This is a genomic window from Occallatibacter gabretensis (genome assembly GCF_001449115.1).
GTDB classification, from domain to species: Bacteria; Acidobacteriota; Terriglobia; order Terriglobales; family Acidobacteriaceae; genus Telmatobacter; species Telmatobacter gabretensis.
This window is the reverse complement of record NZ_LAIJ01000007.1, coordinates 119584-144502: the sequence shown is the minus strand read 5'-3', so window position 1 is coordinate 144502 and position 24919 is coordinate 119584. Positions and strand designations below refer to the sequence as shown.

13 protein-coding genes are annotated in these 24919 nt (G+C 56.1%); 8 read left to right on the top strand and 5 right to left on the bottom strand.

The window, feature by feature from the left end; all coding sequences use genetic code 11:
* Positions 1-107 precede the first annotated feature (107 nt).
* The 3 genes from VO84_RS05475 to VO84_RS05465 are packed head-to-tail and all read left to right on the top strand — an operon-like array spanning position 108 to position 6360.
* On the top strand, positions 108-908 hold the full coding sequence (locus VO84_RS05475; RefSeq protein ID WP_058186279.1) for a DUF1175 family protein: 801 nt from the start codon (positions 108-110) through the stop codon (positions 906-908).
* Positions 905-5599, top strand: coding sequence for an alpha-2-macroglobulin family protein (locus VO84_RS05470; protein WP_058186278.1), 4695 nt, complete (start codon positions 905-907; stop codon positions 5597-5599). Before VO84_RS05475 ends, VO84_RS05470 begins: the two co-directional genes overlap by 4 nt.
* Entirely contained in the window at positions 5599-6360 is a 762-nt protein-coding gene (locus VO84_RS05465; protein WP_058186277.1) for a hypothetical protein, read from the top strand. Before VO84_RS05470 ends, VO84_RS05465 begins: the two co-directional genes overlap by 1 nt.
* Here VO84_RS05465 and VO84_RS05460 read toward each other — a convergent pair.
* Positions 6357-8099 (bottom strand): SpoIID/LytB domain-containing protein, encoded by a 1743-nt coding sequence (locus VO84_RS05460; RefSeq protein WP_058186276.1) that lies wholly within the window; start codon positions 8097-8099, stop codon positions 6357-6359. The genes VO84_RS05465 and VO84_RS05460 overlap by 4 nt on opposite strands.
* Positions 8096-8992, bottom strand: a complete 897-nt coding sequence (locus VO84_RS05455; protein WP_197413906.1) for a penicillin-binding transpeptidase domain-containing protein — start codon at positions 8990-8992, stop codon at positions 8096-8098. The genes VO84_RS05460 and VO84_RS05455 overlap by 4 nt, the downstream gene beginning before the upstream one ends.
* 211 nt (positions 8993-9203) lie before the next feature.
* Here VO84_RS05455 and VO84_RS05450 point away from each other — a divergent pair, with 211 nt between their 5' ends.
* Positions 9204-14957 carry a HAMP domain-containing protein gene (locus VO84_RS05450; protein ID WP_082661738.1) on the top strand — a complete coding sequence of 1918 codons (5754 nt, stop codon included), beginning with the start codon at positions 9204-9206 and terminating at the stop codon, positions 14955-14957.
* 56 nt (positions 14958-15013) lie between these two features.
* The gene (locus VO84_RS05445; protein ID WP_058186274.1) at positions 15014-16657 is read left to right on the top strand and encodes an ATP-binding response regulator; all 1644 of its coding nucleotides are present in this window, start codon (positions 15014-15016) and stop codon (positions 16655-16657) included.
* 362 nt (positions 16658-17019) lie between these two features.
* Here VO84_RS05445 and VO84_RS05440 read toward each other — a convergent pair whose 3' ends face one another.
* Genes VO84_RS05440 through ku form a run of 3 tightly spaced genes read right to left on the bottom strand, consistent with a single transcriptional unit; the run spans position 17020 to position 21356 of the window.
* The gene (locus tag VO84_RS05440; protein ID WP_058186273.1) at positions 17020-17730 is read right to left on the bottom strand and encodes an MgtC/SapB family protein; all 711 of its coding nucleotides are present in this window, start codon (positions 17728-17730) and stop codon (positions 17020-17022) included.
* Between the two features lie 22 nt (positions 17731-17752).
* Positions 17753-20434 (bottom strand): DNA ligase D, encoded by a 2682-nt coding sequence (gene ligD / locus VO84_RS05435; RefSeq protein WP_058186272.1) that lies wholly within the window; start codon positions 20432-20434, stop codon positions 17753-17755.
* 10 nt (positions 20435-20444) lie between these two features.
* On the bottom strand, positions 20445-21356 hold the full coding sequence (gene ku, locus VO84_RS05430) for a non-homologous end joining protein Ku (RefSeq protein ID WP_058186271.1): 912 nt from the start codon (positions 21354-21356) through the stop codon (positions 20445-20447).
* A 174-nt stretch (positions 21357-21530) separates the two neighbouring features.
* On the opposite strand from ku, the gene VO84_RS05425 reads away from it, so the two are divergent.
* From VO84_RS05425 to VO84_RS05415, 3 genes are all read left to right on the top strand, one after another.
* Positions 21531-22175: a DUF4230 domain-containing protein gene (locus VO84_RS05425; protein ID WP_058186270.1), complete on the top strand. Its 645-nt coding sequence runs from the start codon at positions 21531-21533 to the stop codon at positions 22173-22175.
* Positions 22176-22247: 72 nt separating this feature from the next.
* Positions 22248-23021 carry an SDR family NAD(P)-dependent oxidoreductase gene (locus tag VO84_RS05420; RefSeq protein WP_058186269.1) on the top strand — a complete coding sequence of 258 codons (774 nt, stop codon included), beginning with the start codon at positions 22248-22250 and terminating at the stop codon, positions 23019-23021.
* A 43-nt stretch (positions 23022-23064) separates the two neighbouring features.
* The gene (locus tag VO84_RS05415; RefSeq protein WP_082661737.1) at positions 23065-24903 is read left to right on the top strand and encodes a glycoside hydrolase family 15 protein; all 1839 of its coding nucleotides are present in this window, start codon (positions 23065-23067) and stop codon (positions 24901-24903) included.
* Positions 24904-24919 lie beyond the last annotated feature (16 nt).

The window sequence follows — 24919 nt, the reverse complement described above, 5'->3', positions numbered from 1 at the left end:
TTTTCCACAGAAACGAATTTGGGGTACTATAGCGTTCGTCCCTGCATATGCCGCAAATCGCGCTGCCAACTGGAATAGCCCGGTCACGAGAGTTGTCTCGTGCATGTATGCGCTCGTTCGCAGGAATCCTCCTTTTAGGTGTAGCAATACTGCTGCTGACTCAGTCAGGCAGATTCGCTTCGCATCGTACCCGCGTCTATGCGATTTCCACCGCCGCCTACTCCCGACCGCTTGTCGTTACGGACAGCTTCTCCGACGGCACGCCGGATTTTCTTCGTCTCGCCGATCCGGCAGATCAGGCCGCTTTCCGGCGCTGGTTCGTGCTCATTGCCGATGAGCAGGCCCTGCGGCCCAAGGCTGAAGTCCCCTCCGAAATCACGGATTGCGCAAGCCTGCTGCGCTACGCTTACCGTGAAGCCCTCAAGCGGCATGATGACTCCTGGTTTCTCTCAACAGGCATCGAAGTCGATGCGCTTCCCGGCGAAATTCGCGCCTGGCATTATCCCGATACGCCTCTCGGCGCGCAGCTTTTCCGCATCCAGCCCGGCAGCTTTGACTCCTCCGACCTCACAAATGGCAGCTTCGCGCAATTTGCCGACGCCAAAATCCTCGTCGAGCGCAACGCCTTCCTTGTCAGTCGCGACGTGCGCGCCGCGCAACCAGGCGATTTGCTCTTCTACCGCCAATTTGGCCAGTCGTCGCCCTGGCACTCCATGATTGTTGCCGAAGTCGGCGCGCAGGCCCGCGTCGTCTACGACACCGGTCCTGATCACGGACACCCTGGCGAACTTCGCCGCGTACTCATCGCCGAACTGCTCGATCATCCCCAGCCGCAATGGCGGCCCGTCGCGTCCAACCCTAACTTCCTTGGCGTCTACCGCTGGAACATCCTGCGAGGAGCGGAATGAAACCTCTACGGCTGCTCTTTGCTCTGGTTCTTGCTTTCGTTTTCGCCGGTTTCGCAGCCCGTGGCGCCGAGCCGCGCTCCTTTTCGCTTTCTACGCAGCGTAGTTTTGCTCCGGGCGAGCAGATGAAGATCCAGCTCTATGCGCGCAACGTGCCCGCATTCGAGTTCCGCGTCTACAAGGTGCGCGATACCGAAAAATTCTTTTCCGGTCTCAAGGACCTGCATAGTTTTGGCGCGCAGAGCTACTCGCCATCTGAGCAGATCGACAAGCGCACCTTCATCGAACGCCTGCACGATTTCAAAGCCGACATCTGGTGGGACATCCGCCACTTCTTCCGCAGCCAGCTCACATCAGAAGCCCGCGACAGCATCCGTGACCACCAAGCCAGCCTGGGCAAGCGCAGCCGCATCATCGGCGCTACGGAATTTGCCAACATTCTTCTGCTGAACGAAAGCCAGCTCGTTGCCCGATGGAAGCTCATTACGCCGCCTTCGCTGGTTAGCGAAACACAGGTTCTGCCCATCGACAATCCCGGGCCCGGCGTCTATCTCATTGAAGCCACCGACGGCACATACAAGGCTTACACCATCGCCATCGTCACCAGTATGGTTCTGGTGGAACGCTCACTGAATAACAACGTTGAAGTCTTTGTCGCCGATCGCAAAACCGGTGCGCCAGTCGCTGATGCCGACGTCGTTTTCTGGGCCAGCGCCAAACAGCAATCCACGGCAAAAACCAGTGCGGAAGGCTTCGCCTCGCTCACCATGGGCGAGCATGCCGGTCAGCCGGAAAACCTCTGGGTTCTCGCGCACAAAGGCAGCGAAGCAGCTATCGTTACGCCCTGGGGTTACGGCTTTAATGAGAACCCCTCAGCCAACACGCACGCATTCATTTATACCGACCGTCCCGTCTATCGTCCCGGCCACGATGTCCACATCAAAGCAGTCCTGCGCCAACAGAAAGACGACAATCTTCTTCTGCCCACAGACAAAACTGTGCAGCTCAGCGTGCAGGATGCTGACAGCAAAACTATCTTCAAGAAAGACCTGCCCGTCTCCGCACACGGTACAGTTTCGGCGGATCTCACACTCGCTTCCGACGCATCACTCGGTTACTACAACATCCAGATCGGCGGCCAGGTTCAGGGAGCGGGCAGCTTCTACGTTGAGGAGTACAAAAAGCCCGAATATCAGGTCACCGTCAAGCCTGCAGCCAAGCGCATCCTTCAGGGCAACACACTCCAGGCCGTTATTGAGGCGCGTTACTTCTTCGGCGAGCCTGTCGCCGGAGCCAAGGTTAAGTACGTCGTGCACACCTCCACGCACTGGTGGTGGGATGATGGCGAAGATGACTCAAGCGACCAGGCGAGCGGGGACAGTTCCGACAGTTCGGATAACTCCAATGATTCCGATGAGACCTGGGGCGCGGAGGAACAGCAGGAACACGAAGGCGTGCTTGACGCCGATGGCCGCCTCACCATCTCGCTCCCTGTTCGTCTCGATCCCAAACACAACGACGAGGACTTTCGCGTCGAGGCCCGCGTCACAGACGCCGCCAACCGCGAAGTCGCCGGCCACGCTACTGTTCTCGCCACCTACGGCTCCTTCCGCCTGAGCGTGGAACCCACCAGCTACATCATCTCGCCCGGCCAGACGCCGCGCGTCAAAGTCACCGCGCAGGATTACGATGGCAAGCCTGTGCAAACCCCCGTTCACCTTGAATCCAGCCAGACAAAGTGGGATCCCGCAACGCACACAGCCACCAAATCCGTTGTAGATAACCGCGACTCCTTGACCGGCGCGGACGGCACAGTGCTTGTTGATCTTCCTCTCAATAACGCGAGCGGCAGCTTCACCGTCGTAGCCTCCGCCTTCACACCCGAAAAACGCATCGTGGAAGGACGCACCTGGCTCTGGATATTCAGCGGCGCTGGCACAATGTACAACCAGAACGTCCAGGCTCAGCTCGTTCCGGATAAGAAGTCCTACAAGGTCGGCGAAACCGCCCACATGCTTCTCGTCACAGGCCTCGACGACAAGACCGATCAGGAGTTCTGGGCCATCGTCACCGCGGAAGGCGCCAGCATCCAATCGCGCCAGCTACTTCACGGCAAAGGCACCAGCATTGCGTTCGATCTACCAATTACTGATCGCGCCCAGCCCAATCTCATCATCAGCGCCATGCTGGTCCACGCGGACCAACTTATTACGGCACAAAAGAGTCTTTCCGTGCCGCTCACTGAGCGCCGCCTCACTATCACGGCCACGCCCAGCAAGGACAAATACCTGCCCGGCGAAAAGGGCTCCTTCGATGTCCTTGCGCAGGATGCATCCGGCAGGCCAGTGCAGGCCGACCTAAGCTTCGGCGCGGTCGATGAGGCGCTCTACTCCGTCCGTCCCGATACCACCAGCGACATTCTTTCCGTCTTCTATCCCAAGCGCTACTCGTGGCTTAATCCAGAAACTTCCTTCGAGTACTACTTTCACGGCGAAGCCGGCACAAAGAGTCTGCTACTAGCGCGCCTCGCCGGAGATGGCCTCTTCCATCCCCGCATGGCGCAGGTCAAGCCCGGCTCGGATCTGGTCGTGCCGAAGATCCGCAAGGCGTTTCCCGATACCGCCTACTGGAACCCTACCGTCCGTACCGGCCCCGACGGCCATGCGCGTGTCGACTTCAACTTCCCCGACGCTCTTACCACCTGGCGCGCTACCGTTCGCGGCATGACCGATGATGGCAAAGCGGGTAGCGTTATCACGCGCGTTCTAGTCCGCAAGAATCTCATTGTGCGCCTGGCCGCGCCGCGCTTCCTGCGGCAAGGCGATGAAGCTACGCTGAAAGTCATCGCGCACAACTATCTTGAATCTGCCAAAGACGTCACCTTCGCTCTCGATGTCGCAGGACTTGACCTTATCAGCGGCCAAACCACGAAGATCAACATACCTGCGCGCGGCGAAAGCGTCGCGGAGTGGCGTGTCCGCGCTCGCGCTACTGGTTCCGCTACACTCACCGCTAAAGCCCTTACCAATGAGGAGTCCGACGCGCTTGAAATTCCACTGCCCATTCTGCCTTACGGTGTGAAACAGCGAAGCGCGGGCTCTGGCGTAATCTTTTCCGGTGCAAGTCAGGCGCAGTGGAGCTACAGTTTCCCGGCAAATTCTGACGCAGGCACGCACGCTGTTGCTGTTACCGTCGTGCCCTCAGTCGCCGGAACCATCTTTGATGCTCTCGACTACCTCACGGGCTATCCCTGGGGCTGCACCGAGCAAACCATGTCCAGCTTCCTGCCGGACATCATCGTTGCGCAGGCAGTGGACAAGCTGCACCTCAAGTCTCCCATTGACCGTGTCACGCTTAACAAGATGGTCAGCGCCGGCCTCGAACGCCTTTACAACTACCAGCACGATGATGGCGGATGGGGTTGGTGGCCGGATGATCCAAGCCGCGTCTTCATGACCGCTTACGTTGTCAGCGGGTTGGGCCAGGCGCGTGACGCAGGCTACAAGATCGAAGGTAACCGCCTCAATCGCGGTCGTCAGTGGCTGCTCACCGCGCTCTCGCAGCACCCTGACATGGTTCCGGATCTCCGCGCATACACACTCTACGCGATGGCCACGACGGGCGGCGTTCCGAAGGAGCAATTTGACCCGCTCTGGAGCGATCGCGGCAAGCTCGGCACAGAAGCTCTTGCCTTCGCAGGCCTGGCCCTCGACGCCGCAGGCGACAGCCGTGCTCATGAAGCAACACGGATTCTCGAATTCAGGGCGAAAGTCAGCGGCAACGATGTCTGGTGGGAGTCGCAGTACGATAACCTTCTTGACGACTGGGGGGATAACTCGCCCGAAGCTACCTCCGTCGCGCTCAGACTGCTCATTCGCCAGGATCGCAACAGCAGTCTCGTACCCAAAGCCGCAGTCTGGCTTGGTCAGCATCGCAGCGGCGACTACTGGGAGACCACCAAGCAGACCGCCATGGTTATCGCTGGCCTTACGGACTATCTCTCTCTGAGCGGCGAGCTGGCTAACAGCTCTGACGTCGAAGTTCTCGTCAATGGCACAAGCGTCGGCAGCCATCATTTCGCTCCGGCAGATGCATTTGGCGTTCCATGGAAGATCAAGATCCCTGCTCAACAGGTCGGCTCAGGCGGTCAGCTCACGATCCGCAAAACCGGCAATGGCATCACCTACTGGTCCGCTGAGAGCCAGTGGTACAGCGCCGATAAAAAGCTCTACCAGAACGGTCAGCTTTCTCTTAACGCCACGCGCGACTACTATTTGCTGCAGAAGAAGCAGGACAAGCCCGACGATCCCATCACCTACGATCTTGTCCCACTCCACGGCCCCGTTCACGTCGGCGACATCATTGCCGTGCGCTTTGCCATTGCAGGCACGGACTGGAAATACATGCTCTCTGAAGATCCCATCCCCGCAGGCACTGAGTTCCTTGAGCGCAGCGATCTATATAAACTCAACAACAAGCCGGATTGGTGGGCGGACTGGTTTACGCGCAAGGAATTCCACGATGATCGCGCGGCTTTCTTCAATACCGAATTCAGCAAGCGCACTGAGTACGTTTACTTGCTCAAAGTGGTTACGCCCGGTCGCTTTATGATCAGCCCAGCACAATCCGGCCCTATGTACCAGCCTTCTGTAAATGCCACCACCGATCCCGCTACGCTGGAGGTGCAACCGTGATGGCCTCACGTGAGCTTATGCGCGATCTGGCACGCAACCTGCGCGTTGCACGCGGCTGGATTCTCGCGCAATTTATCGGCTTCCTGCTCATCATTTTTGCCGGCATTGGCTGGACGCGTCTGCCGGACAAGTACTGGTGGCAATTTGCGCTTTCCGTCCTGTTGCCACTACTGCTTCTCGCCGCAGCGCTTATGCTGAAGGCTGGAATTGTCCGCCGCATGATGGGTGAAAGCGAACCGCGTGTACCGTTCCTCTGGGGAGCGCTTTCGCTGCTCGTCTGGATCGCCATTGTCTGGCTCCTCTGGGCGTTGCTCGACCGCTGGGACGACAAGATCTATCTCTGGGCTGGGTATCTTAACTCCAAAGCCTCGGCCTGGTGGCGTGCGCGCATCTTTACCTATCAGCATCTCTCGCTCTGGCTTTCACGTATCGAGTGGTGCCTGCGCTGGATCGTCATTCCTGCACTTCTCATCCCGTTCGGCGCAGCCTCTGCCGTGCGCGCCTGGCGTCTTCGTTGGCTGAGCACGCTTCATGTCGTGCACAACTGGCGCTGGTTTTTCGCTGTCGCTTTCTTTGCGCTCGTTGGCGTAGCCCTGCCCAGCCATTTCTTCAACGGCTTGCCGCATGGCACATTCAGCGCACAAATCTGGGCCGTCGCGCTGAAGCTCATCGGCGCGTACCTGCTTATGTTCCTCGGCTGGACTCTGCTTCTCGCCTGGGTCTGCGCACTGCTCAAACAGCAGGAAGCAACGAGGCTTTAACGCTGCACGGCAGTCATCGCTTGCGCGGGCACGCCATTCCGCAGCCACGCAATTACCTGTGCTCGCCCATAGCTTCCCAGCAGCTTTTGTGTGTACCATCGTGCCGCGGCATGAGCTGCCTCGGACTCAGCTTCGCTCGCCGGATGTGCCAGCGTATGGTCCACATCCTCAAGTTTCACCTTCGGCGCAACTGTGGCTTGTTTCTCAGCATTCCACGCGGCTGTGCCAGGCGTCTCTACACTCCATGCTTCGACCAGTCCTTCGCGCAGCCATAGCGGCGCCTTGGTTCCCGCTGTGCTCTCCACCAGCGCATGCAGCATTTCGTGCCGCATCACAGGCTCAAGCATCTTACGTCCCTCCAGCGTTCGCAACGGCTGAATGCCAATCCAGCTATTTTCTGTAAACGCTGCTACCCATCCCGGGGCAAGCGTCGCTGCGCGAAATTCCGGAGTGGACCGAAATGCCCGGATAGTAATCATCCCTGCAGGCTCCAATCCAGAGCGGCTCCGCGCCTCGGTCAGTGCATGATCCAGTTCCGGCAAATATGCCTGGTCTTCATCTTCCAGAGTTTCCAGCATGTAACCCGCGCGTTCGAAACTCTGCCATTTCAAGCCGCTCGCTTCATCCCGCACTTCTGCGCCAGGAAAGTACTGCGCCAAAATCGTATCCCAAGCCATCCCCTGCGCTGCCATGGCCGCCGCACCTGCCTGGCAAAGCCCCACCCCATGTCCCGTGCCGCGCCCATGAAACAGGAGCCCATCGCCACTTCGTGATACCTCAAACCATGTGCTCGGAATCCTGTTCCATCCCAGCGTCCGTCCCACCGCCAGCCGGAAATCTTCTGCGGAAACCGATGTCCCGCCCACCATCAGCGTCATTGCTCGTCCTGACTTGTCTCTCTTCGCTACTGCCAGCGTTTTCCATCCCGGCGCAACCAGCCCTCCATCCGCCAGCGCCCGCGTCAGATCCTCCAACGTCAAGGTTGTGCTCCACTCCCGCACGCCATGTGCCGTGCAATAGGGGTCCGCTCGTCCCACCAGCCACGGAGCCACATCGCCCTTCGCGCCCCAAACCTCCGCAGGTGCAGACGTATGCCCGCCACAGTTCTGGTGAAACCATGCCGCCGCCCGTCGCCCATGGAACCACAGCGTTTCGCCTGCAGTCCTGAGCGCAGCCGCATGAGCAGCTGTCTCGCGTCCTGTTGGGCCCCAATGCAAAAGCTGACAGTGCGTCGCATCGCACACGTCGTATTCGGTGTGTCCATGCCGCACATGTAACGCAAAGCTTCGCACCACTACGGCCAGCGCCTTCAAGGATTCGTCGGAATCGCCCATTCCGCTCTCGCTCGCCACCACGCGCTCCACATAGCGCTCCACGGGCATCGTTACAGCCATCACTAGCACTCCGCCGCGCGCCGTGACATGCACGGGGTAGGGAAGCGCCACATGCTCGCCATGCGCTTCCAGGGTCAGCGACCCGCTCAGCCAGATCTCCGCAGCGTGCTTGTCACCAAAGGCAATTGCACTGCCCTCCGCGCGCAGTCTAGTTTCCTGCGTCAGCGGAACTGCACTGCATTGGTCGCACGTCCGAAGCCTTGCGGGGCCGCCTTGTACCTCTCGCACTGTGATCTCGCGGTCGTGCCATAGTGTCCACAGCCCCACGCGCAGCGTCGCAGCCTCTTGCGCAAATGCGCCAGCCGCGCTCAGTGCCAACGCGAACACCAGACACAATTTTTTCATCGCGCCCTCAGCGGGGATCGCTTCAGTACTTCTCCGGCGACCCCTGCCGCATCCGCGCCGCGCCCCACGGGTAGATACACCACCACTGCTACCTTAGGATTCTGCGCTGGCGCAAGCCCCACAAACCAGCCATGCGTTCGCCCGCCAGCTGTTGCGCTTGCTGTTCCGGTCTTGCCTTCTACCGTCACGCCACCTAAACCTGCCGCACCCGCCATTCCAAAGCTCGCTGAATCTCGAATTCCCGCGCTCACGATCTCTGTTGCCTTTGTCTCGGGATGCGCTGCAAACTTCAGCCCCAGCCACCGGTATGCCCGGACCAGTTCCAGCGGCGTCACCTCAATCCCCTCCACGCCCAGCAGTGCCAGCTTTGCCTCATCGGTCGTGCGTGGCTCGCGAAATTGCGCCACAGCCTCACTTCCCGCCAGCCCTGTCGCCCCCAGCAGTCCCGATCGCTCCAGTAGACCGCGCAGTTCCGCTGGCGACACACTTCCCGCAACAGCGGCAAAGTATGTATTGCAGCTCCATGTGAGCGCTTCACGCGCATCCAGCGCCGGTATCTCCGGATGCGAGCAGTTCAGCTCCTTACCCGCCACATGCAACTGTCTGCTGCACGCAATCCGCCGTTCCGGATTCCACTTTCCCTGCTCCAGCAGTTCGTACAGTGCGATCGGCTTCAGCGTCGAGCCGGGCTGAGCCAGCGTTCGCCCCGCCTCAATCAGCCTTCGTGACGCCGCTACGTGTCCCGACGCCAGATCAACCACTACAATCTCCGCGTCCGGCGCGCTCTTAGCCACATCCGTCACAGCCGCCTGCCAAGCAGCTGCCTGTGCCGCACACAGCGGACCGCCCGCCAGGAAAACCAAAGCGCTTATCAGCCATATCAATCGCCGCACACCACGAGTATCCACGACTACAGAGCTAAATGTCTCAGATAAAACGGATTGTCGATTCCGTTTGAGGTGTAACAGACAACCTGACATTGGATCTCGGCATCTGTATTAAAGTATTTTTGTGTCGGTGCATATCCCACGGTTCATGCTGGCCGGGGATATGCTTCCTGCATCAATGATTGCCTGACATTTCATATATAGTAGGAGTCCTTGCATGGGGACTTACGTACAGCCTCCTCAGAACGAGGGGGGAGCGACTTCTTCGTATCCGGCCAATGGGGCAGAACTGCCTTCGCACGAGTATTTGGCGGCCATCCTGCAAAGCCTGCAAACCATGAAGGACGGTGACTTCAGTACCCGCTTGCCGGGTACCTGGACCGGTCTGCCTGGGAAAATTGCGGATATCTTCAATGAAATTGTGACGGCCAATGAAGAGATGGCTCGCGAATTGAAGCGTGTCGGCCAGGCTGTGGGCAAAGAAGGCAAAACCCGTGAGCGTATCCGTGTTGAGCGGCACCGCGGGGCCTGGGACGACATGGAAGTCTCGGTCAATACGCTCGTTGAAGATCTGCTGCGGCCCACCACTGAAGTTACGCGTGCGATTGCTGCCGTGGCCCAGGGAAATCTGACGCAAACCGTACGTCTCGATGTAGATGGCCGTCCGCTTGAGGGCGATTTTCTGCGCTCCGCCAACATCGTCAATACGATGATTCAGCAGCTCGGCATTTTCACGGCCGAGGTGACGCGCGTGGCGCGCGAAGTCGGCACAGATGGCAAGCTCGGCGGCCAGGCTGTCGTTCCTGGCGTGGCCGGCACATGGAAAGACCTTACGGACTCGGTCAACTCCATGGCTTCAAACCTTACCGGTCAGGTTCGCAATATTGCAGAAGTGGCAACTGCCGTGGCCAGCGGAGATCTCTCCCGCAAAATCACCGTCGACGTGCGAGGAGAAATTCTTCAGCTCAAGGAAGCCATCAACACGATGGTCGATCAGCTTCGCTCCTTTGCGGCGGAAGTGACACGCGTGGCGCGCGAAGTCGGCACTGACGGTAAGCTCGGCGGTCAGGCCGTCGTTCCCGGCGTGGCCGGCACGTGGAAAGATCTTACGGACTCAGTGAACGCAATGGCCGGAAATCTCACCGCGCAGGTGAGAAACATCGCCGAGGTGACTACAGCCGTTGCACGCGGCGATCTTTCCCGCAAGATCACTGTAGACGTGAAGGGTGAAATTCTTGAGCTGAAGGACACCATTAACACTATGGTCGACCAGCTCAACGCCTTTGCCGGTGAAGTGACGCGCGTGGCGCGCGAAGTCGGCACGGAAGGCAAGCTCGGCGGCCAGGCCAGCGTTCCCGGTGTGGCGGGCACCTGGAAGGATCTTACCGACAACGTGAACTTCATGGCCGGCAATCTCACCGGTCAGGTACGTAATATCGCTGAAGTTGCAACAGCCATCGCGAATGGAGACCTTTCCCGCAAGATCACCGTAGATGTGCGCGGCGAGATCCTTCAGCTCAAAGAAACACTGAACACGATGGTGGATCAGCTCAATCGCTTCGCCGGTGAAGTGACGCGCGTCGCGCGCGAAGTCGGAACAGACGGCAAGCTCGGCGGTCAGGCGCAGGTGCCCGGTGTTGCCGGCACGTGGAAGGATCTTACCGACAACGTCAACTCGATGGCCGGCAACCTCACCGCGCAGGTAAGAAACATCGCTGAAGTAACAACAGCCGTTGCGCGTGGTGACTTGTCCCGCAAGATCACCGTGGACGTGAAGGGTGAAATCCTCGAGCTGAAAAACACTATCAATACGATGGTCGATCAGCTCAACGCCTTCGCAGGCGAAGTAACACGCGTGGCGCGCGAAGTGGGCACGGACGGCAAGCTCGGCGGTCAGGCGCAGGTATCCGGTGTTGCCGGCACTTGGAAGGATCTCACCGACAACGTTAACTTCATGGCCTCCAACCTTACCGGCCAGGTGCGTAACATCGCAGAAGTCGCAACAGCCGTCGCACGCGGCGACCTTTCCCGCAAAATCACCGTGGACGTGAAGGGAGAAATTCTTGAGCTGAAGGACACCATCAATACGATGGTGGACCAGCTCAACGCCTTCGCAGGCGAAGTGACGCGCGTGGCGCGCGAGGTGGGCACAGACGGCAAGCTCGGCGGCCAGGCGCAGGTATCCGGTGTAGCAGGAACGTGGAAAGATCTTACTGACTCGGTCAACTCCATGGCCTCCAACCTCACCGGCCAGGTGCGTAATATCGCAGATGTCGCGACGGCTATCGCGAACGGCGATCTTTCCAAGAAGATCACCGTAAACGTCAGCGGTGAAATTCTGCTGCTCAAAGAAACCATCAACACGATGGTCGATCAGCTCAACCGTTTTGCCGGTGAAGTCACGCGCGTAGCACGCGAAGTGGGCACAGACGGCAAGCTCGGCGGCCAAGCCAACGTCCCCGGTGTAGCCGGCACCTGGAAGGATCTTACTGACAACGTGAACTCGATGGCGGGTAACCTCACTGCACAGGTGAGAAACATCGCCGAGGTCACTACGGCCGTTGCTCGTGGCGACTTATCCCGCAAGATCACAGTGGATGTGAAGGGCGAAATCCTCGAGCTGAAAAACACGATCAACACGATGGTGGATCAGCTCAACGCCTTCGCTGCCGAAGTAACGCGCGTGGCCCGCGAGGTAGGCACGGACGGAAATCTTGGCGGCCAGGCTATGGTGCCCGGTGTGGCCGGAACCTGGAAGGATCTTACAGATAACGTCAACGTAATGGCGGCGAATCTTACGGAACAGGTCCGCGGCATTGTGAAAGTCGTTACGGCTGTGGCCAACGGCGCGCTCAACCAAAAACTCACGGTGAACGCGAAAGGTGAAGTTGCAGCGCTGGCCGAGACCATCAACAATATGACGGACACCCTTGCTACCTTTGCGGATCAGGTCACCACAGTGGCCCGCGAAGTCGGCGTGGAAGGCCGTCTCGGCGGTCAGGCCAATGTTCCCGGCGCTTCCGGAACCTGGAAAGACCTTACCGGCAACGTGAACCTGCTGGCCGACAACCTTACCAACCAGGTGCGCGCCATTGCTGAAGTGGCAACTGCGGTGACCAAGGGCGATCTCACTCGTTCCATTCAGGTGGAGGCCCGCGGTGAAGTGGCTGAGCTCAAAGACAACATCAACACGATGATCGACAACTTGCGGCTCACCACTGACCGCAACACAGAGCAGGACTGGCTAAAGACCAACCTTGCTCGATTCACCGGCATGCTGCAAGGCCAGCGGGATCTCAGTACTGTCGGTCGCATGTTGCTTTCCGAGCTGGCTCCACTCGTGAATGCGCAGCAGGGTGTCATCTACCAGATGGGCAGCGAGTCTTCAGTTGGCGACGGCACGTTAGTGTTGCTTTCCACGTACGCTGATACACCTGAGGGGAGCATCCGTGAAGTGCGCATCGGCGCAGGTCTGATCGGTCAGTGTGCTGCGGAAAAGCGCCGCATGCACATTACAGAGCTGCCCAGAGGCACTTCGCCTATACAGTCCGGTCTCTTTAAGGCTAAGCCAAAGAACGTCATTGTTCTGCCCGTGCTCTTCGAAGATCGTGTCAAGGCTGTGATCGAGCTTGCGAGCCTGAGCTCTTTTACTGCGTCTCACCTGGCATTCCTCGAACAGCTCACCTCTTCCATCGGCATTGTGCTCAACTCGATCGAAGCCACCATGCAGACAGAGGGCTTGCTGAAACAGTCGCAGCAACTTGCCGCTGAGCTGCAGACGCAGCAAAAGGAATTACAGCAGACCAATGAACAGCTCGCGCAAAAGGCCCAACAGCTTGCCGAGCAGAACTACGAAGTAGAGCGCAAAAACCAGGAGATCGAGCAGGCGCGGCGTGCCCTGGAAGAAAAAGCGCGCGAACTCGCACTCACCTCCAAGTACAAGTCTGAGTTCCTCGCCAACATGTCCCACGAGTTGCGCACGCCGCTCAACTCCATTCTTGTTCTCGGCCAGCAGCTTGCGGAAAACCCTGATGGCAGCCTCTCGGCTAAACAGGTTGAGTTTGCACGCACCATTCATGGTGCTGGAACCGACCTGCTCAACCTCATCAGCGATATTCTCGACCTTTCCAAGATCGAATCAGGCACCGTTTCCGTTGAAGCAGAGGAAGTCTTCTTCGGGGCATTACTAGAAACTGTTTCGCGGCCGTTCCGTCACGAGGCGGAAAATCGAAAGCTCGTCTTCGAGGTTGCCAGCGATCCAAGATTGGGCCGCAGCCTTGTCACTGACTCAAAACGTCTGCAACAAGTTCTCAAAAATCTGCTCTCGAATGCGTTCAAATTCACCGAGCAGGGCAACGTGCGACTGAACATCTCACGCCCAAAAAGTGGATGGAGCGCCGATCATCCTTTGCTGAGCGGAGCCGGCTCTGTGATTGCCTTCGAGGTTTCAGACACTGGCATCGGAATCCCGGCAGAGAAACAGCGCATCATCTTTGAGGCCTTTCAGCAGGCAGATGCGGGCACCAGCCGCAAATTTGGCGGCACAGGGCTTGGGTTGGCCATCAGCCGCGAACTCGCCAATCTCCTTGGCGGTGAAATCCAGCTGAAGAGCGCGCCCGGTCAGGGAAGCACCTTCACGTTATACCTCCCGCAGACCTATGTGGGACCAGCTGTGCCCAACATTCCCAAGGCGGAGAAGAGCGGTGCGCAGCTGCAGGTGCCGGCCTTTCTTTCCAAGGTTTCGGTTGTCGAGCAGGAATCTCGCGTGGAGGATGATCGCGGAAGCCTATCGGCCGGCGATGCAATTTTGTTGATCGTCGAGGACGATCCGCATTATGCACGCCTTTTGCGCGATCTCGCCCGTACAAAAGAATTCAAGACCCTCGTTGCTCAAACTGGAACTGAGGCATTATCTCTGGCGCGCGAATATAATCCCTCAGCGATCTCGCTAGACGTTTTTTTGCCCGATATGCTGGGATGGACGGTGCTCAACCATTTGAAGCAGAATCCCAAAACCCGCCACATTCCAGTTCAGATGCTTACTCTCGATGAAGACCGCCACCACGGCCTTTCACGCGGTGCGTTTGCATTTATCACCAAGCCGACTTCGGCAGAAGACCTGGATCATGCTTTAACGAACGTTCGGGAATTCTCCAATATGCGTCGTAGACACCTGCTCGTGGTGGAAGACAATCCTGCAGAGCAATTGAGTACAAGGGAATTGTTGTGGCATGACGATATCGATCTCGATATTGCGGATTCTGGATCAGCGGCATTACGGGCTCTTGACCAGCAAAAATATGATTGTGTCGTGCTCGATCTCCGGTTACCGGATATGACAGGCTTTGAAGTTCTCGAGCAGCTTCGTACCAGGCCAAATTTAAGGGACCTTCCCGTAATAGTGTTTACGGGCAGAGACCTTACACGAGAAGAAGATTTGCAATTGCGCACCTTGGCGCGCAGTGTAGTGCTTAAAGATGTTGAATCTCCGGAGCGTTTGCTGGATGAAACGGCGCTCTTCCTTCATCGTGTCGTTGGAGATCTGCCTCCGGCAAAACAGCGGATGCTCGAAAAGCTGCATCGTTCGGATGAAGCCCTGATTGGACGCAAGGTGCTCGTTGTTGACGATGATGTGCGCAATATCTTTGCTTTGAGCAGCGTTTTGGAACGTCGCGGCATGACCGTGCTTTCAGCAGGCACAGGCCGCGAGGCAATCCATATGATTGAATCGACCCCTGATCTTGCGATCGTGCTGATGGATATTATGATGCCAGAGATGGACGGCTACGAGACGATGCAGGTGATCCGTCAGAACGCGGCATTGCGGCGCCTTCCCATCATTGCGCTCACCGCCAAGGCAATGAAAGGCGATCGTGAACGCTGCCTTGAAGCAGGAGCTTCAGAATATCTCGCAAAGCCGGTAAATACTGAGCAATTGCTGTCGGCCTTGCGGTTGTGGCTTCACCGGTAAATGATGATAACTACGGTTTCACTATAGACGTTCAAGAAGGGACCAGGGGAATAGCGATGACTTGGGATCAAAAAGTCAATATCCTCATGGTGGATGATCAGCCTGCCAAGCTGCTCAGTTACGAGGTAATTCTCGAGCAGCTGGATGCGAATCTCATTAAGGCCACCACTGCATCTCAGGCATTGAATATCTTGTTGAAAAACGACATTGCTGTCGTACTAATGGATGTCAGCATGCCGGACGTGGATGGATTTGAGCTTGCGGATGTCATTCGCAAGCATCCCCGGTTTCAGAAAACCGCCATTATCTTCGTCTCCGGCGTTCATCTTGCGGACTCAGATAAGATTCAAGGCTATCGCAGCGGCGCCGTGGACTATATTGCAGTGCCGGTTATTCCCGAGGTGCTTCGCGCCAAGGTAAGCATCTTTGCTGAACTGCATCGCAAGACGCGAATGCTCGAAAAACTGAACCTGGATCTTGAGCGGCGCGTGGAAGAGCGAACTCGGGAACTGCGGGAACGTGAAGCCGCGTTTCGCACTCGTTCAGAGTTACTCGATCTGGCCACCGAGGCCATTATCGTGCGGGATTTGACCGGAGCAATCCAACTCTGGAGCGTTGGCGCTGAAAATCTCTACGGGTGGAGCAGGGAAGAAGCTATTGGCCGGGATCTGCATGCTCTATTGCATACGATCTTTCCTACTTCCAGGGAAGAAGTTGCTGCAACGCTTGAAATGCAAAGCTCCTGGCAGGGAAACCTGCTTCAGAAGACCAAAAGCGGATTTGAGATCATTGTTGCCTGCCGCAAGACGGTGAATCAGGAGAGCAACGCGATTCTGGAGGTCGGAAGAGATATTACTGCTCAGTTACGTGCGGAGGAGGCTCTGCGCGAGACAGAAAAGCTTGCGGCAATGGGGCGAGTAGCCGGCATTATTGCGCATGAGATTAACAACCCTCTTGCTGCAATTACGAACATCTTCTATCTGCTTCAGAATCATGCATCCTTAAATGATGAAGCGCGGCATTTTGCCTCACTTGCTGATCAGGAGTTGCGGCGGGTTTCTCACATCACGCGTCAAACGCTGAGTTTCTATCGCGAATCAAAGCAGCCAGTATCGGTTTCCATCGGAATGCTGCTCGACGAAGTCGTTGAGCTTCAGGACACCCGGATTCACAGTAGCAATATCGTGTTAGAGAAGAGGTATTCCGACTCTTCCAGTGTGTATGGTTTTCCATTCGAGCTGCGCCAGGTGTTTATGAACCTGATCGCGAATGCCATACAGGCAATGCCCAATGGAGGTATTTTGCGGCTCAGTGTGCAAGACACAATTGACTCGGTTACCCGTAAACACGGAGTGTCTATATCCATCATTGACACAGGAAAGGGTATTCAGCCTGAGCACAAGAGCAGGCTCTTCGAGCCGTTTTTCACCACAAAGTCAACCAAGGGAACAGGCCTTGGGCTTTGGATCAGCAAGGGAATTATCCAGAAATATAATGGCCGCATTGTGTGCCGGAGTTACTTCCACACAGCTGGCTGCGCTACTTCTTTTCGCATCTTTATTCCTGCTGAAGGCGTATTGGATGCGCCAACAACCTCTGGAGGCGGGGGATTACGGATAGAACACAATCCAATATCTGACGACCGGTCATCCTCGCGGGAGTTTTCAAAGATACCGGCACCCACCTGGCCGGCCGCTTGAGCGGGCTTTGTATTTAATTTGAAGACAGGACATTTAGAACTGTTCGTCTCCGTCGCGCTTAATTGAGCGTAGCAATATTGATATCGCTCTGATTCCGCTGGACCGTAGGAATCAGAAGCTTCGTGCGATCGGCATTCACTGAGCAGCCATATGTCATGCAGGGAGACGCGATTACATAAGCCATGCTTCCATGGATGCAAAGATTTGCCGGCGAAGAAACCCAGCCATGCGATTGAAAAACGATTCGTTGAGTGCCTGTAATCAGATCCCGGCGCAATCAAGTGGAGCGCTGCGTGCTCCACTTGATTGCGCTTTTGCCCTTGGGCAGCGATACAAGGATGTTAGAGCGCTAAATGCAATCATCAAACCGAGGATTGGCCGCTCACGCTCCATTCGCAAGAGATAACTCCTGGAAAGTTACGTAACTGCTCAATTACTCCTGGTACATCGCCCCGGCTGGTTCTATGCCAGTGCACTTCAAATCGAAACTTATTGCGGCATTCCGGGCCTTCATAAAGCGCAGAGGTCGATTGGATACGCATGTGCGTTGAACAGAGAAGGCGCGATAACATTTGAGCCGAAACATCTTCGCCATTACTCACTACGGTGACTACGGCTCGTTCGTGAGTTTCCAGGTGATTTTCACCAAAGCGAAGTGCCCATAGAACGAGTAAGCCAAGAACCGTTGCAATGATCCCCAGCGCGAGCTGTCCGCCACCGAGGCATAATCCCACAACTGTCGCAAACCACATCGTTGCGGCTGTTGTGATCCCTAGGACAAGCTCTCCCTTCCGCACAATTGCGCCCGCTCCAATAAAGCCAACTCCGGTCAAAATGCCCAGAGGAAGACGCATTAGATCCATCACCGCGTAAGAGTCCTGCGGTTTTCCGTTAGTCTGAATCAATAGATTCATCTGGATCATTGAGATAGAGGCCGCGAGCATGACGAGTAGCGTGGTACGCAGGCCTGCAGGATGGCCGTTTTTACTTCGCTCCACACCAAGAGCACTTCCGGCCACGACGGTGACTAATAATCGCAATGCAATTTCCGGCCAATGAAGATCTGTTGTCATGGAAAATCCTCCCGATGGAAAGTCAGAGCTTCAATCGTGCAGTCGTCTTCAACATCCCCTCCCAGGGATCATCATTCAACCGCTTTTGCCACTTTGAGAAATTCGTCACAAGAAAAACTGGTCGCTCCCTCGATTTCAATTCTGACCAATGCAACGGCAGAGCTACGTGCGCTTCATTCCGTGCGCGCGGAGAATACGGCGCAATGGCTGTAGCCCCTCGGTCGTTACGTAAATAATCGAGGAATATCTTGTTCTTGCGCGCCGCTTTTGTCATCCGTGTCAGGAAAAGCGATGCATTATCCGTCTCCATGGCAATGACCATACGATGAGCAAAATCCTTCACGGATGCCCAATCATGCTCAGGACGAATCGGAGCTACGACATGTAATCCTTTCCCGCCGGTAGTCTTAAGAAAAGACTCAAGACCTGCTGACTTCATTCGCTCATGGACTTCGACAGCGGCAGATGCCAGCGTTTTCCAGTCGATAGCTTCATCCGGATCAAGATCGATCACAATCAGATCCGGCCTTTCAATAGAATCATTTTTGGATCCCCAGGAATGAATCTCCAGTACGCTCAGCTGGGCAAGTTCAATCAGCGCCTGGGCAGTTGACAAGGTGATGTATGGCTCAGCTTTGCCTGTTTTCTTATCTGTAATGTCGACACTTTCAATGTCTTTCGGCAACGTCTCATTCGCATGTTTCTGGAAGAAGCAAGGCTTGCTGGTTCCACTCATACAGCGAACAAGAGATAGCGGACGGCCAGCGATGTGCGGCAGCATATGAGGGCCAACCGCGGCATAATAATGTGCAAGCTCGTCCTTGGTAAGACCGGACGCACTATCGAGCACTTTGTCAGGATGAGTCAGACGGATCGCCGAAAGATCTGATGAACCTCTGTTAGCAGATGCCTTGGAAGTGTTCGGCGCCTTGCTTCGAGCCGGTCGCGGCTTTGCCTTTGTATTAGCATCTTTTGGCAACACTTGCCCCTCCTCTTCTCGTTGAACCGACTTCGCGGGCTTGTCCTCGCGTAAACCCTTAAACGCAGCTTGCCGCACAAGGTTATCGGCGGTCCAGTTGGCAAAAGCGATCTGTGCTACAAGCTCTGGCCTGACCCAGTGCACTCCGCGGGTCATTCCTGCAGGCACCTCGACAAACGAAGATGCCTTGCTTCGGATGGATTCCAGGCGATCACGCATCATGCGGTGAGTCTTCTGAGTAAATCCAGTCCCAGTGCGACCCGCATAAATGAGCTTCTTGTCCTTGTAGTATCCCAGTAGAAGTGCGCCAATTCCATGGGTCCCGTTAGATGGAAGGGTGTATCCGCCAATGACAAGCTCTTGTTCTCGATAACATTTCAATTTCAGCCAGCTGTTGCTGAGGCCCGAGACATATTTACCTTTTGCCAGCTTCGAGATGATTCCCTCAGCACCCAGCCCACAGGCTTTATCAAATATGATCTTGCCGTCGCCAGAGATATGCTCACTGATGCGAATCGAGCTTTCCGGAGGTAGGCCGGAGATGATCTGCTCCAGAATCTCTTTTCGCTCTAGCAACGGCAGATTGCGCAAATTGCGGCCATCCACGTGTAGCAGGTCGAATATGAAATAAGTAAGCGAATACGGTGCCCCCTCCTGAAATGCGGCCTGCAGCTTAGCAAAGCTCGAGGTGCCGTTGTCATCCAGCACCACAACCTCTCCATCGAATAGAGCACTGTGGACAGGCAGTGCATCAACTGCCTCAGCAATTGGTCGCAACCGTGTTGTCCAGTTCAAAGCCGTCCGGGTAAGAAGCTGAACCGGTTTGCGCGCTCCATGATCAACTCGGGCCTGGATGCGATATCCATCAAGTTTGAGTTCATGCGCCCACTCTTCGCCGCCGGATGAAGATGTGGCCATCGAGGCGAGCTGCGGCGGCACAAAAGGTGGTAGTGATTCCTTTGGCAAATGTGCGATCTGCGCCTTCATCCCTGAAAACAATTTGGCGCTGGATGGCTTCCCCTGCTTAGCAACAGGCTTGGTTTCCAAGTGTGAATGATCTGCCGCCTTGGAATTCCACACCGCGTCCTTCGCTTTAGCGATGGCATCCATCTCACGCCCGCTCAGTACACTGTTCGGGGCCGCATCTGTGATGGAAACATCACTTTGCTCCAATTCATCCCCATCTCGTTCTTTAATTAGCAGCCAGCTCGGCTTCGGCTGATTCGCAAATTTACCAGCCATGCGAACAAGAACCCAGTGGCCACGCAGCTTCTCGCCGTGCAACACAAATTTTAGGTTCCCATAGCGAAACCCTGCGGCAGCATCGCCAAGCGGTTCCCACGTTCCACGGTCCCACACCATCACCGTGCCTCCGCCATATTGTCCCTTTGGAATGATCCCTTCGAAGCCACCGTATTCAAGCGGATGATCTTCTACCTGGATGGCCAGCCTCTTATCTTTCGGGTTGTAGCTTGGCCCCTTCGCCACAGCCCAGCTCTTCAAAACTCCCTTCCATTCCAGGCGGAAGTCATAATGCAGGCGGGTTGCCGTATGCTTCTGAATCACAAAAGCCAAGCCCTTGCGCTTGCGGTCAGATTCCTTTTTCTCGGGATTTCCAGTTGGCTCGGAAGTCAACTGGAAATCCCGTTTTGCACGGTACTTCGCAAGTTGACGTTTGACAGCAGGTTTCGCCGAATCGGAGAGGTCTTTCTTTCGGATGGCCATGATTGCAGACTCAGGCCGACTTGCGGCGCTTATCCACGCGCTGCGAGCGGGCGGGCATCAACCGTAAAGTCTGTTTGCCTGTTCGACTTTTTGAGGCGTTGCCGTCAGCCCTAACAATAGGCTTCTTTCCTTTGCCATGTTCGCCTACGCTGCGCCGTAGCGCGTCCATTAGGTTGATAACTTTTCCACGCGATTCGCGGGGCTCGTCTACCGGCACAGCCACATGCTTAAGCTTGGCGTCAATCAATTCACGCAGCGCAGCTTCGTAGTTGTCGGTGAATTTGTCTGGCTCAAACGAAGCCGACTTCCTTTGGATTAACTCTTTTGCCAGGGAGAGCTGATCACTATCAACTGCGTGCTTCGCCATGTCCTTAAAATAGTCCGCTGCATTTCGCAGTTCTGTTGAAAATCGCAGCGTATAAGCCATCAAGCCGCGTAGCTTAGGATCGTTTGGAACGCATACCGCAACAAGGCGTTCCCTGCCATTCAGCGCGATCTTTCCCAGGCCTGCTTCCTTCGTATCTTCAAGCGCCGCGCGTACTACGGCAAATGCTTCTTCTTGCGCTGCATTTTCAGGCAAAACAAAATAAGGCTTCTCATAATAGGCAGGATCAATCTCGCTCGTCTTCACAAACTGCTCAAGTTCAATCGTGTGACGGGATGCGATTCGCACCTGCGCAATCTCGGCCGGCTCCAGCTGTATATATTTCCCCTTACGATATTCGTAACCTTTAACTATGTCGTCCTTCTCAACCGCTTCTTCGTCTACGGCAGACACCTTTTGGTGCCGAATGCGCTCTCCGCTGCGACGATCGAGCTGATGAAACCGGATTTCGCTTTTGGATTCGGAGGCAGGAACCAAGTTGATTCCGAACGATACGAGTGAAATGCGTAGCTGACCAGACCAGAATGCACGAGCCATTGAGAAAACTCCCTAATAAGATTGAGATTCTCGATCGCGGTATCGGTTGCTTTCAGAGTCCGGAGACATTATTTCGAGCATTTGAAGCCTTTTTTCCGGCTAACAGCTACCAGGCTTGTTCTTGTATCGGTCAGCTTCAGGCTCATATCGTGCATCTAACTCATCGTGCCCGTAATGACTGAACCCGGCCGCCGCACGCGCACCGTTACTATTGCCGCCTTATCAGGGATCATCGGTGTGTTGGCAGGCATCTTACTTCTCGTCGTCTTCCTCCACACCGCCAGGGTCGGCATTTGGGATCGGCTCGCAACCGCCGTCTCCGCGCGCATGACGCGCATCGACACTTCACAGCCCACGGTGGTCATGCAAATCCGAAGGCTCGCTCGGCTCGAGTCCGTTTCCTACTCCATGGACAAGATGGTAAGCGGCGACCGGGAAGGCCGCATTCTTCCTCCAGTCCTCACGGGTGACCGCATCCTGCTTGAAGTACATGGTGAGGCCATTGCCGGGGTTGACCTCACTCAGCTCAATTCCCAGGATGTTCATGTTGACGCTCGCACCATCCACGTCCATCTGCCGCCGGCACAACTCTTCACTGTCGCCTTGGACAATGCTCGAACCCATGTTTACGAGCGCCAGACAGGCCTCCTTGTTCCTGTCGATCCGAGCCTAGAGGGCGAAGTTCGTGAGAAAGCTGCTGAAAACCTTCGCCAGTCCGCACTTGCAGGCGGCATCCTCGCCTCCGCTCACCAGAATGCATGCGTCACCGTCACCAAACTCCTGCTGGGCTTGAATTTCACTCAGGTAACATGCGATTAGCCAGATAACATGCGTGAATCGTCGTCCACGTTTCTTGCTCGAATGCTTTCAACTCTGAAAGGCTGACTAACTATGAGGCGTCTTGAGGGAAAAATCGCCATTATCACGGGCGCTGGAAGCGGCATCGGGCAGGCAATCGCAAAACGGCTCGGTAGCGAAGGTGCCCGCGTGGTCATCGACTACGTGGGTAGCGCAGAAGGAGCCCAAGAGACAAAACGCGCCATTTGCGAATCTGGCGGCGATGCAGAAATTGTCCAGGCCGATATTACTCAACGCGCTGATGTCGACAAGCTCATTGATACCGCATGGAGCAGGTTTGGTTCGGCCAACATTCTGGTCAACAACGCCGGCATGGAGCACAAATCGAACTTCTGGGAAACGGCTGAAGAGGAATACGACAAGGTGCTGGCCGTAAATCTCCGCGGCCCTTTTTTTCTGACTCAAAGATTCGTTCAAAGGTTGATTGATGTCCAATACCGGGGAGGCCGCATTATCAACATCAGCTCCGTGCATGAAGACATGGCGTTTCCTGGGTTCTCCACCTATTGCTGCAGTAAAGGCGGGCTCCGCATGCTCATGCGCAATCTTGCAGTCGAACTAGCACCCCTTGGATTCACCATTAATAACGTAGCTCCGGGCGCTATTGTTACCCCCATCAACAAGACGCTGCTGGAAGATAAGCCTAAGCTCGATGCGCTTCTGAAGAACATTCCGCTTGGCCGCCTCGGCACCACGGAAGATGTTGCCGCCGTGGTTGCTTTTCTTGCTTCGGATGAAGCTGCCTACGTCAATGGTGCAACTTACACCGTAGATGGCGGACTGATCCGTAACTATCACGAACAATGAATAGCGATCAGAACTTTCCGGAACATCCATCCATTGGAGATGCATGGCCTCAAAAATCGAAGACTACGCACTTATAGGCGACATGGAAGCGGCAGCTTTAGTGGACCGTAATGGTTCGATTGATTGGCTGTGCTGGCCCGATTTTTCCTCGAATGCCTGCTTCGCAGCACTCCTTGGTACGCCAGAGAATGGCAACTGGAAGATCGCTCCTTTGGAAGGGGAGTGGAGTTCTTCTCGTCGCTACCGCGAACACACGCTCATTCTTGAAACTACCTACAATCACGCATGCGGCGCAGTTCGGCTGATCGACTTCATGCCTCCTCGCGGTCATCATTCCGATGTTATCCGCATTATCGAAGGTGTTCGTGGCAGTGTGCCCATGCGCATGGGATTGGCCCTACGGTTCGAGTTCGGTCGCGTAGTCCCATGGGTTACAAGCATTCCCGATGGCATTCGTGCCGTGGCCGGCCCCAGTCTTGCTATGCTGCACGCCTCCGTTCCTGTACTTGGCGAAGGGCTCAAAACCGTCGCTGATTTCACAGTGCGAAAGGGAGAGCGCGTCTGGTTCACCCTTACCTATGGCAACTCGTGGGAGGATGACCCGGCGCAGGTTAATTGGGAAGGCGCATTCAACGATACCGTGCGCATCTGGCGCAATTGGACTCGCCGTCTCAAATATGAGGGAAAATACCGCACAGCAGTTGAACGGTCGCTAATCACGCTCAAAGCCCTTACCTTCCGCCCCACAGGCGGCATCGTGGCCGCACCCACGACCTCGCTGCCCGAGCAAATTGGGAGCGTACGCAATTGGGATTACCGTTACTGCTGGCTGCGTGACTCGACGTTCACGCTGCTTGCGCTCATGAATGGCGGGTTCTATCACGAAGCGGAAGCATGGAACGACTGGCTGTTTCGTGCACTTGCGGGAAGCCCTGACCAGGCACAGATTATGTATGGGCTGCGTGGCGAGCAGCAGCTCATCGAGAGTGAAATTCCCTGGCTTGCCGGTTATGAAAACTCCCGCCCCGTACGGGTTGGGAATGCTGCTTCCGGGCAGATGCAGCTTGATATTTATGGTGAGGTGCTGGACTCTTTCTTCCACGCTCATCACAGGATGCGCCGTCATGACCAGAGCGATTTCCGCGTGCTGAGTCTGCTGCTCAAGCGTCTGGAAGCGATCTGGCAGGAACCCGATGAGGGCATCTGGGAGACACGGGGCGGCCCTCAGCAGTTCACTCACTCAAAAATGATGGCGTGGGTCGCTTTCGACCGCGCAGTGATGTTAGCTGAGCAGTTCGGTTACGATGCGCCGATTGAAACATGGAAGACGATACGCGACGCCATTCATGCGGAAATTTGCAAACATGCATTCCATCATGGCAAGAACAGCTTCACACGGGCCTATGGTTCCGAAGACCTCGATGCTGCGCTTCTCCTCATGCCCGCCGTGGGCTTTTTACCCGGTCACGATCCGCGTGTGAAAGGCACGGTAACGGCCATCGAGCGTGAGTTGATGCCGCACGGTTTTGTTCTGCGCTACGACACCGCGAAGGTCCAGGACGGCTTGCCTCCGGGTGAAGGCGTTTTCTTTGCGTGTAGCTTCTGGATGGTCTCTGCTCTTAAGGCCATCGGACGAAAGCGCGATGCCAAAAAACTCTTCGAAAGGCTGCTTGCCCTATGTAATGACGTGGGACTGCTTAGCGAGGAATTTGACCTTGAGCAAAACCGCATGGTTGGAAATTTTCCTCAGGCCTTTAGCCATATAGCCCTGGTCAATGCCGCGTTCGACCTTGAATCCGATGGCGTCAAAATCCGCAAACGCGCCCATCGAAATGTTCACCACAAAACAGCGAAAAGATCGAACACGCGCACCTCGCGATAATCTGGCGTTCTAAAGC

Excerpts from the sequence above, each read along its gene's own strand:
- VO84_RS05475 (WP_058186279.1), top strand. The coding sequence starts at position 108 with ATGCGCTCGTTCGCAGGAATCCTCCTTTTAGGTGTAGCAATACTGCTG.
- ku (WP_058186271.1), bottom strand. The coding sequence starts at position 21,356 with ATGGCTCGTGCATTCTGGTCTGGTCAGCTACGCATTTCACTCGTATCG.
- ligD (WP_058186272.1), bottom strand. The coding sequence starts at position 20,434 with ATGGCCATCCGAAAGAAAGACCTCTCCGATTCGGCGAAACCTGCTGTC.
- VO84_RS05440 (WP_058186273.1), bottom strand. The coding sequence starts at position 17,730 with ATGACAACAGATCTTCATTGGCCGGAAATTGCATTGCGATTATTAGTC.
- VO84_RS05450 (WP_082661738.1), top strand. The coding sequence starts at position 9,204 with ATGGGGACTTACGTACAGCCTCCTCAGAACGAGGGGGGAGCGACTTCT.
- VO84_RS05465 (WP_058186277.1), top strand. The coding sequence starts at position 5,599 with ATGGCCTCACGTGAGCTTATGCGCGATCTGGCACGCAACCTGCGCGTT.
- VO84_RS05425 (WP_058186270.1), top strand. The coding sequence starts at position 21,531 with ATGACTGAACCCGGCCGCCGCACGCGCACCGTTACTATTGCCGCCTTA.
- VO84_RS05470 (WP_058186278.1), top strand. The coding sequence starts at position 905 with ATGAAACCTCTACGGCTGCTCTTTGCTCTGGTTCTTGCTTTCGTTTTC.
- VO84_RS05420 (WP_058186269.1), top strand. The coding sequence starts at position 22,248 with ATGAGGCGTCTTGAGGGAAAAATCGCCATTATCACGGGCGCTGGAAGC.
- VO84_RS05460 (WP_058186276.1), bottom strand. The coding sequence starts at position 8,099 with ATGAAAAAATTGTGTCTGGTGTTCGCGTTGGCACTGAGCGCGGCTGGC.
- VO84_RS05415 (WP_082661737.1), top strand. The coding sequence starts at position 23,065 with ATGGCCTCAAAAATCGAAGACTACGCACTTATAGGCGACATGGAAGCG.
- VO84_RS05445 (WP_058186274.1), top strand. The coding sequence starts at position 15,014 with ATGACTTGGGATCAAAAAGTCAATATCCTCATGGTGGATGATCAGCCT.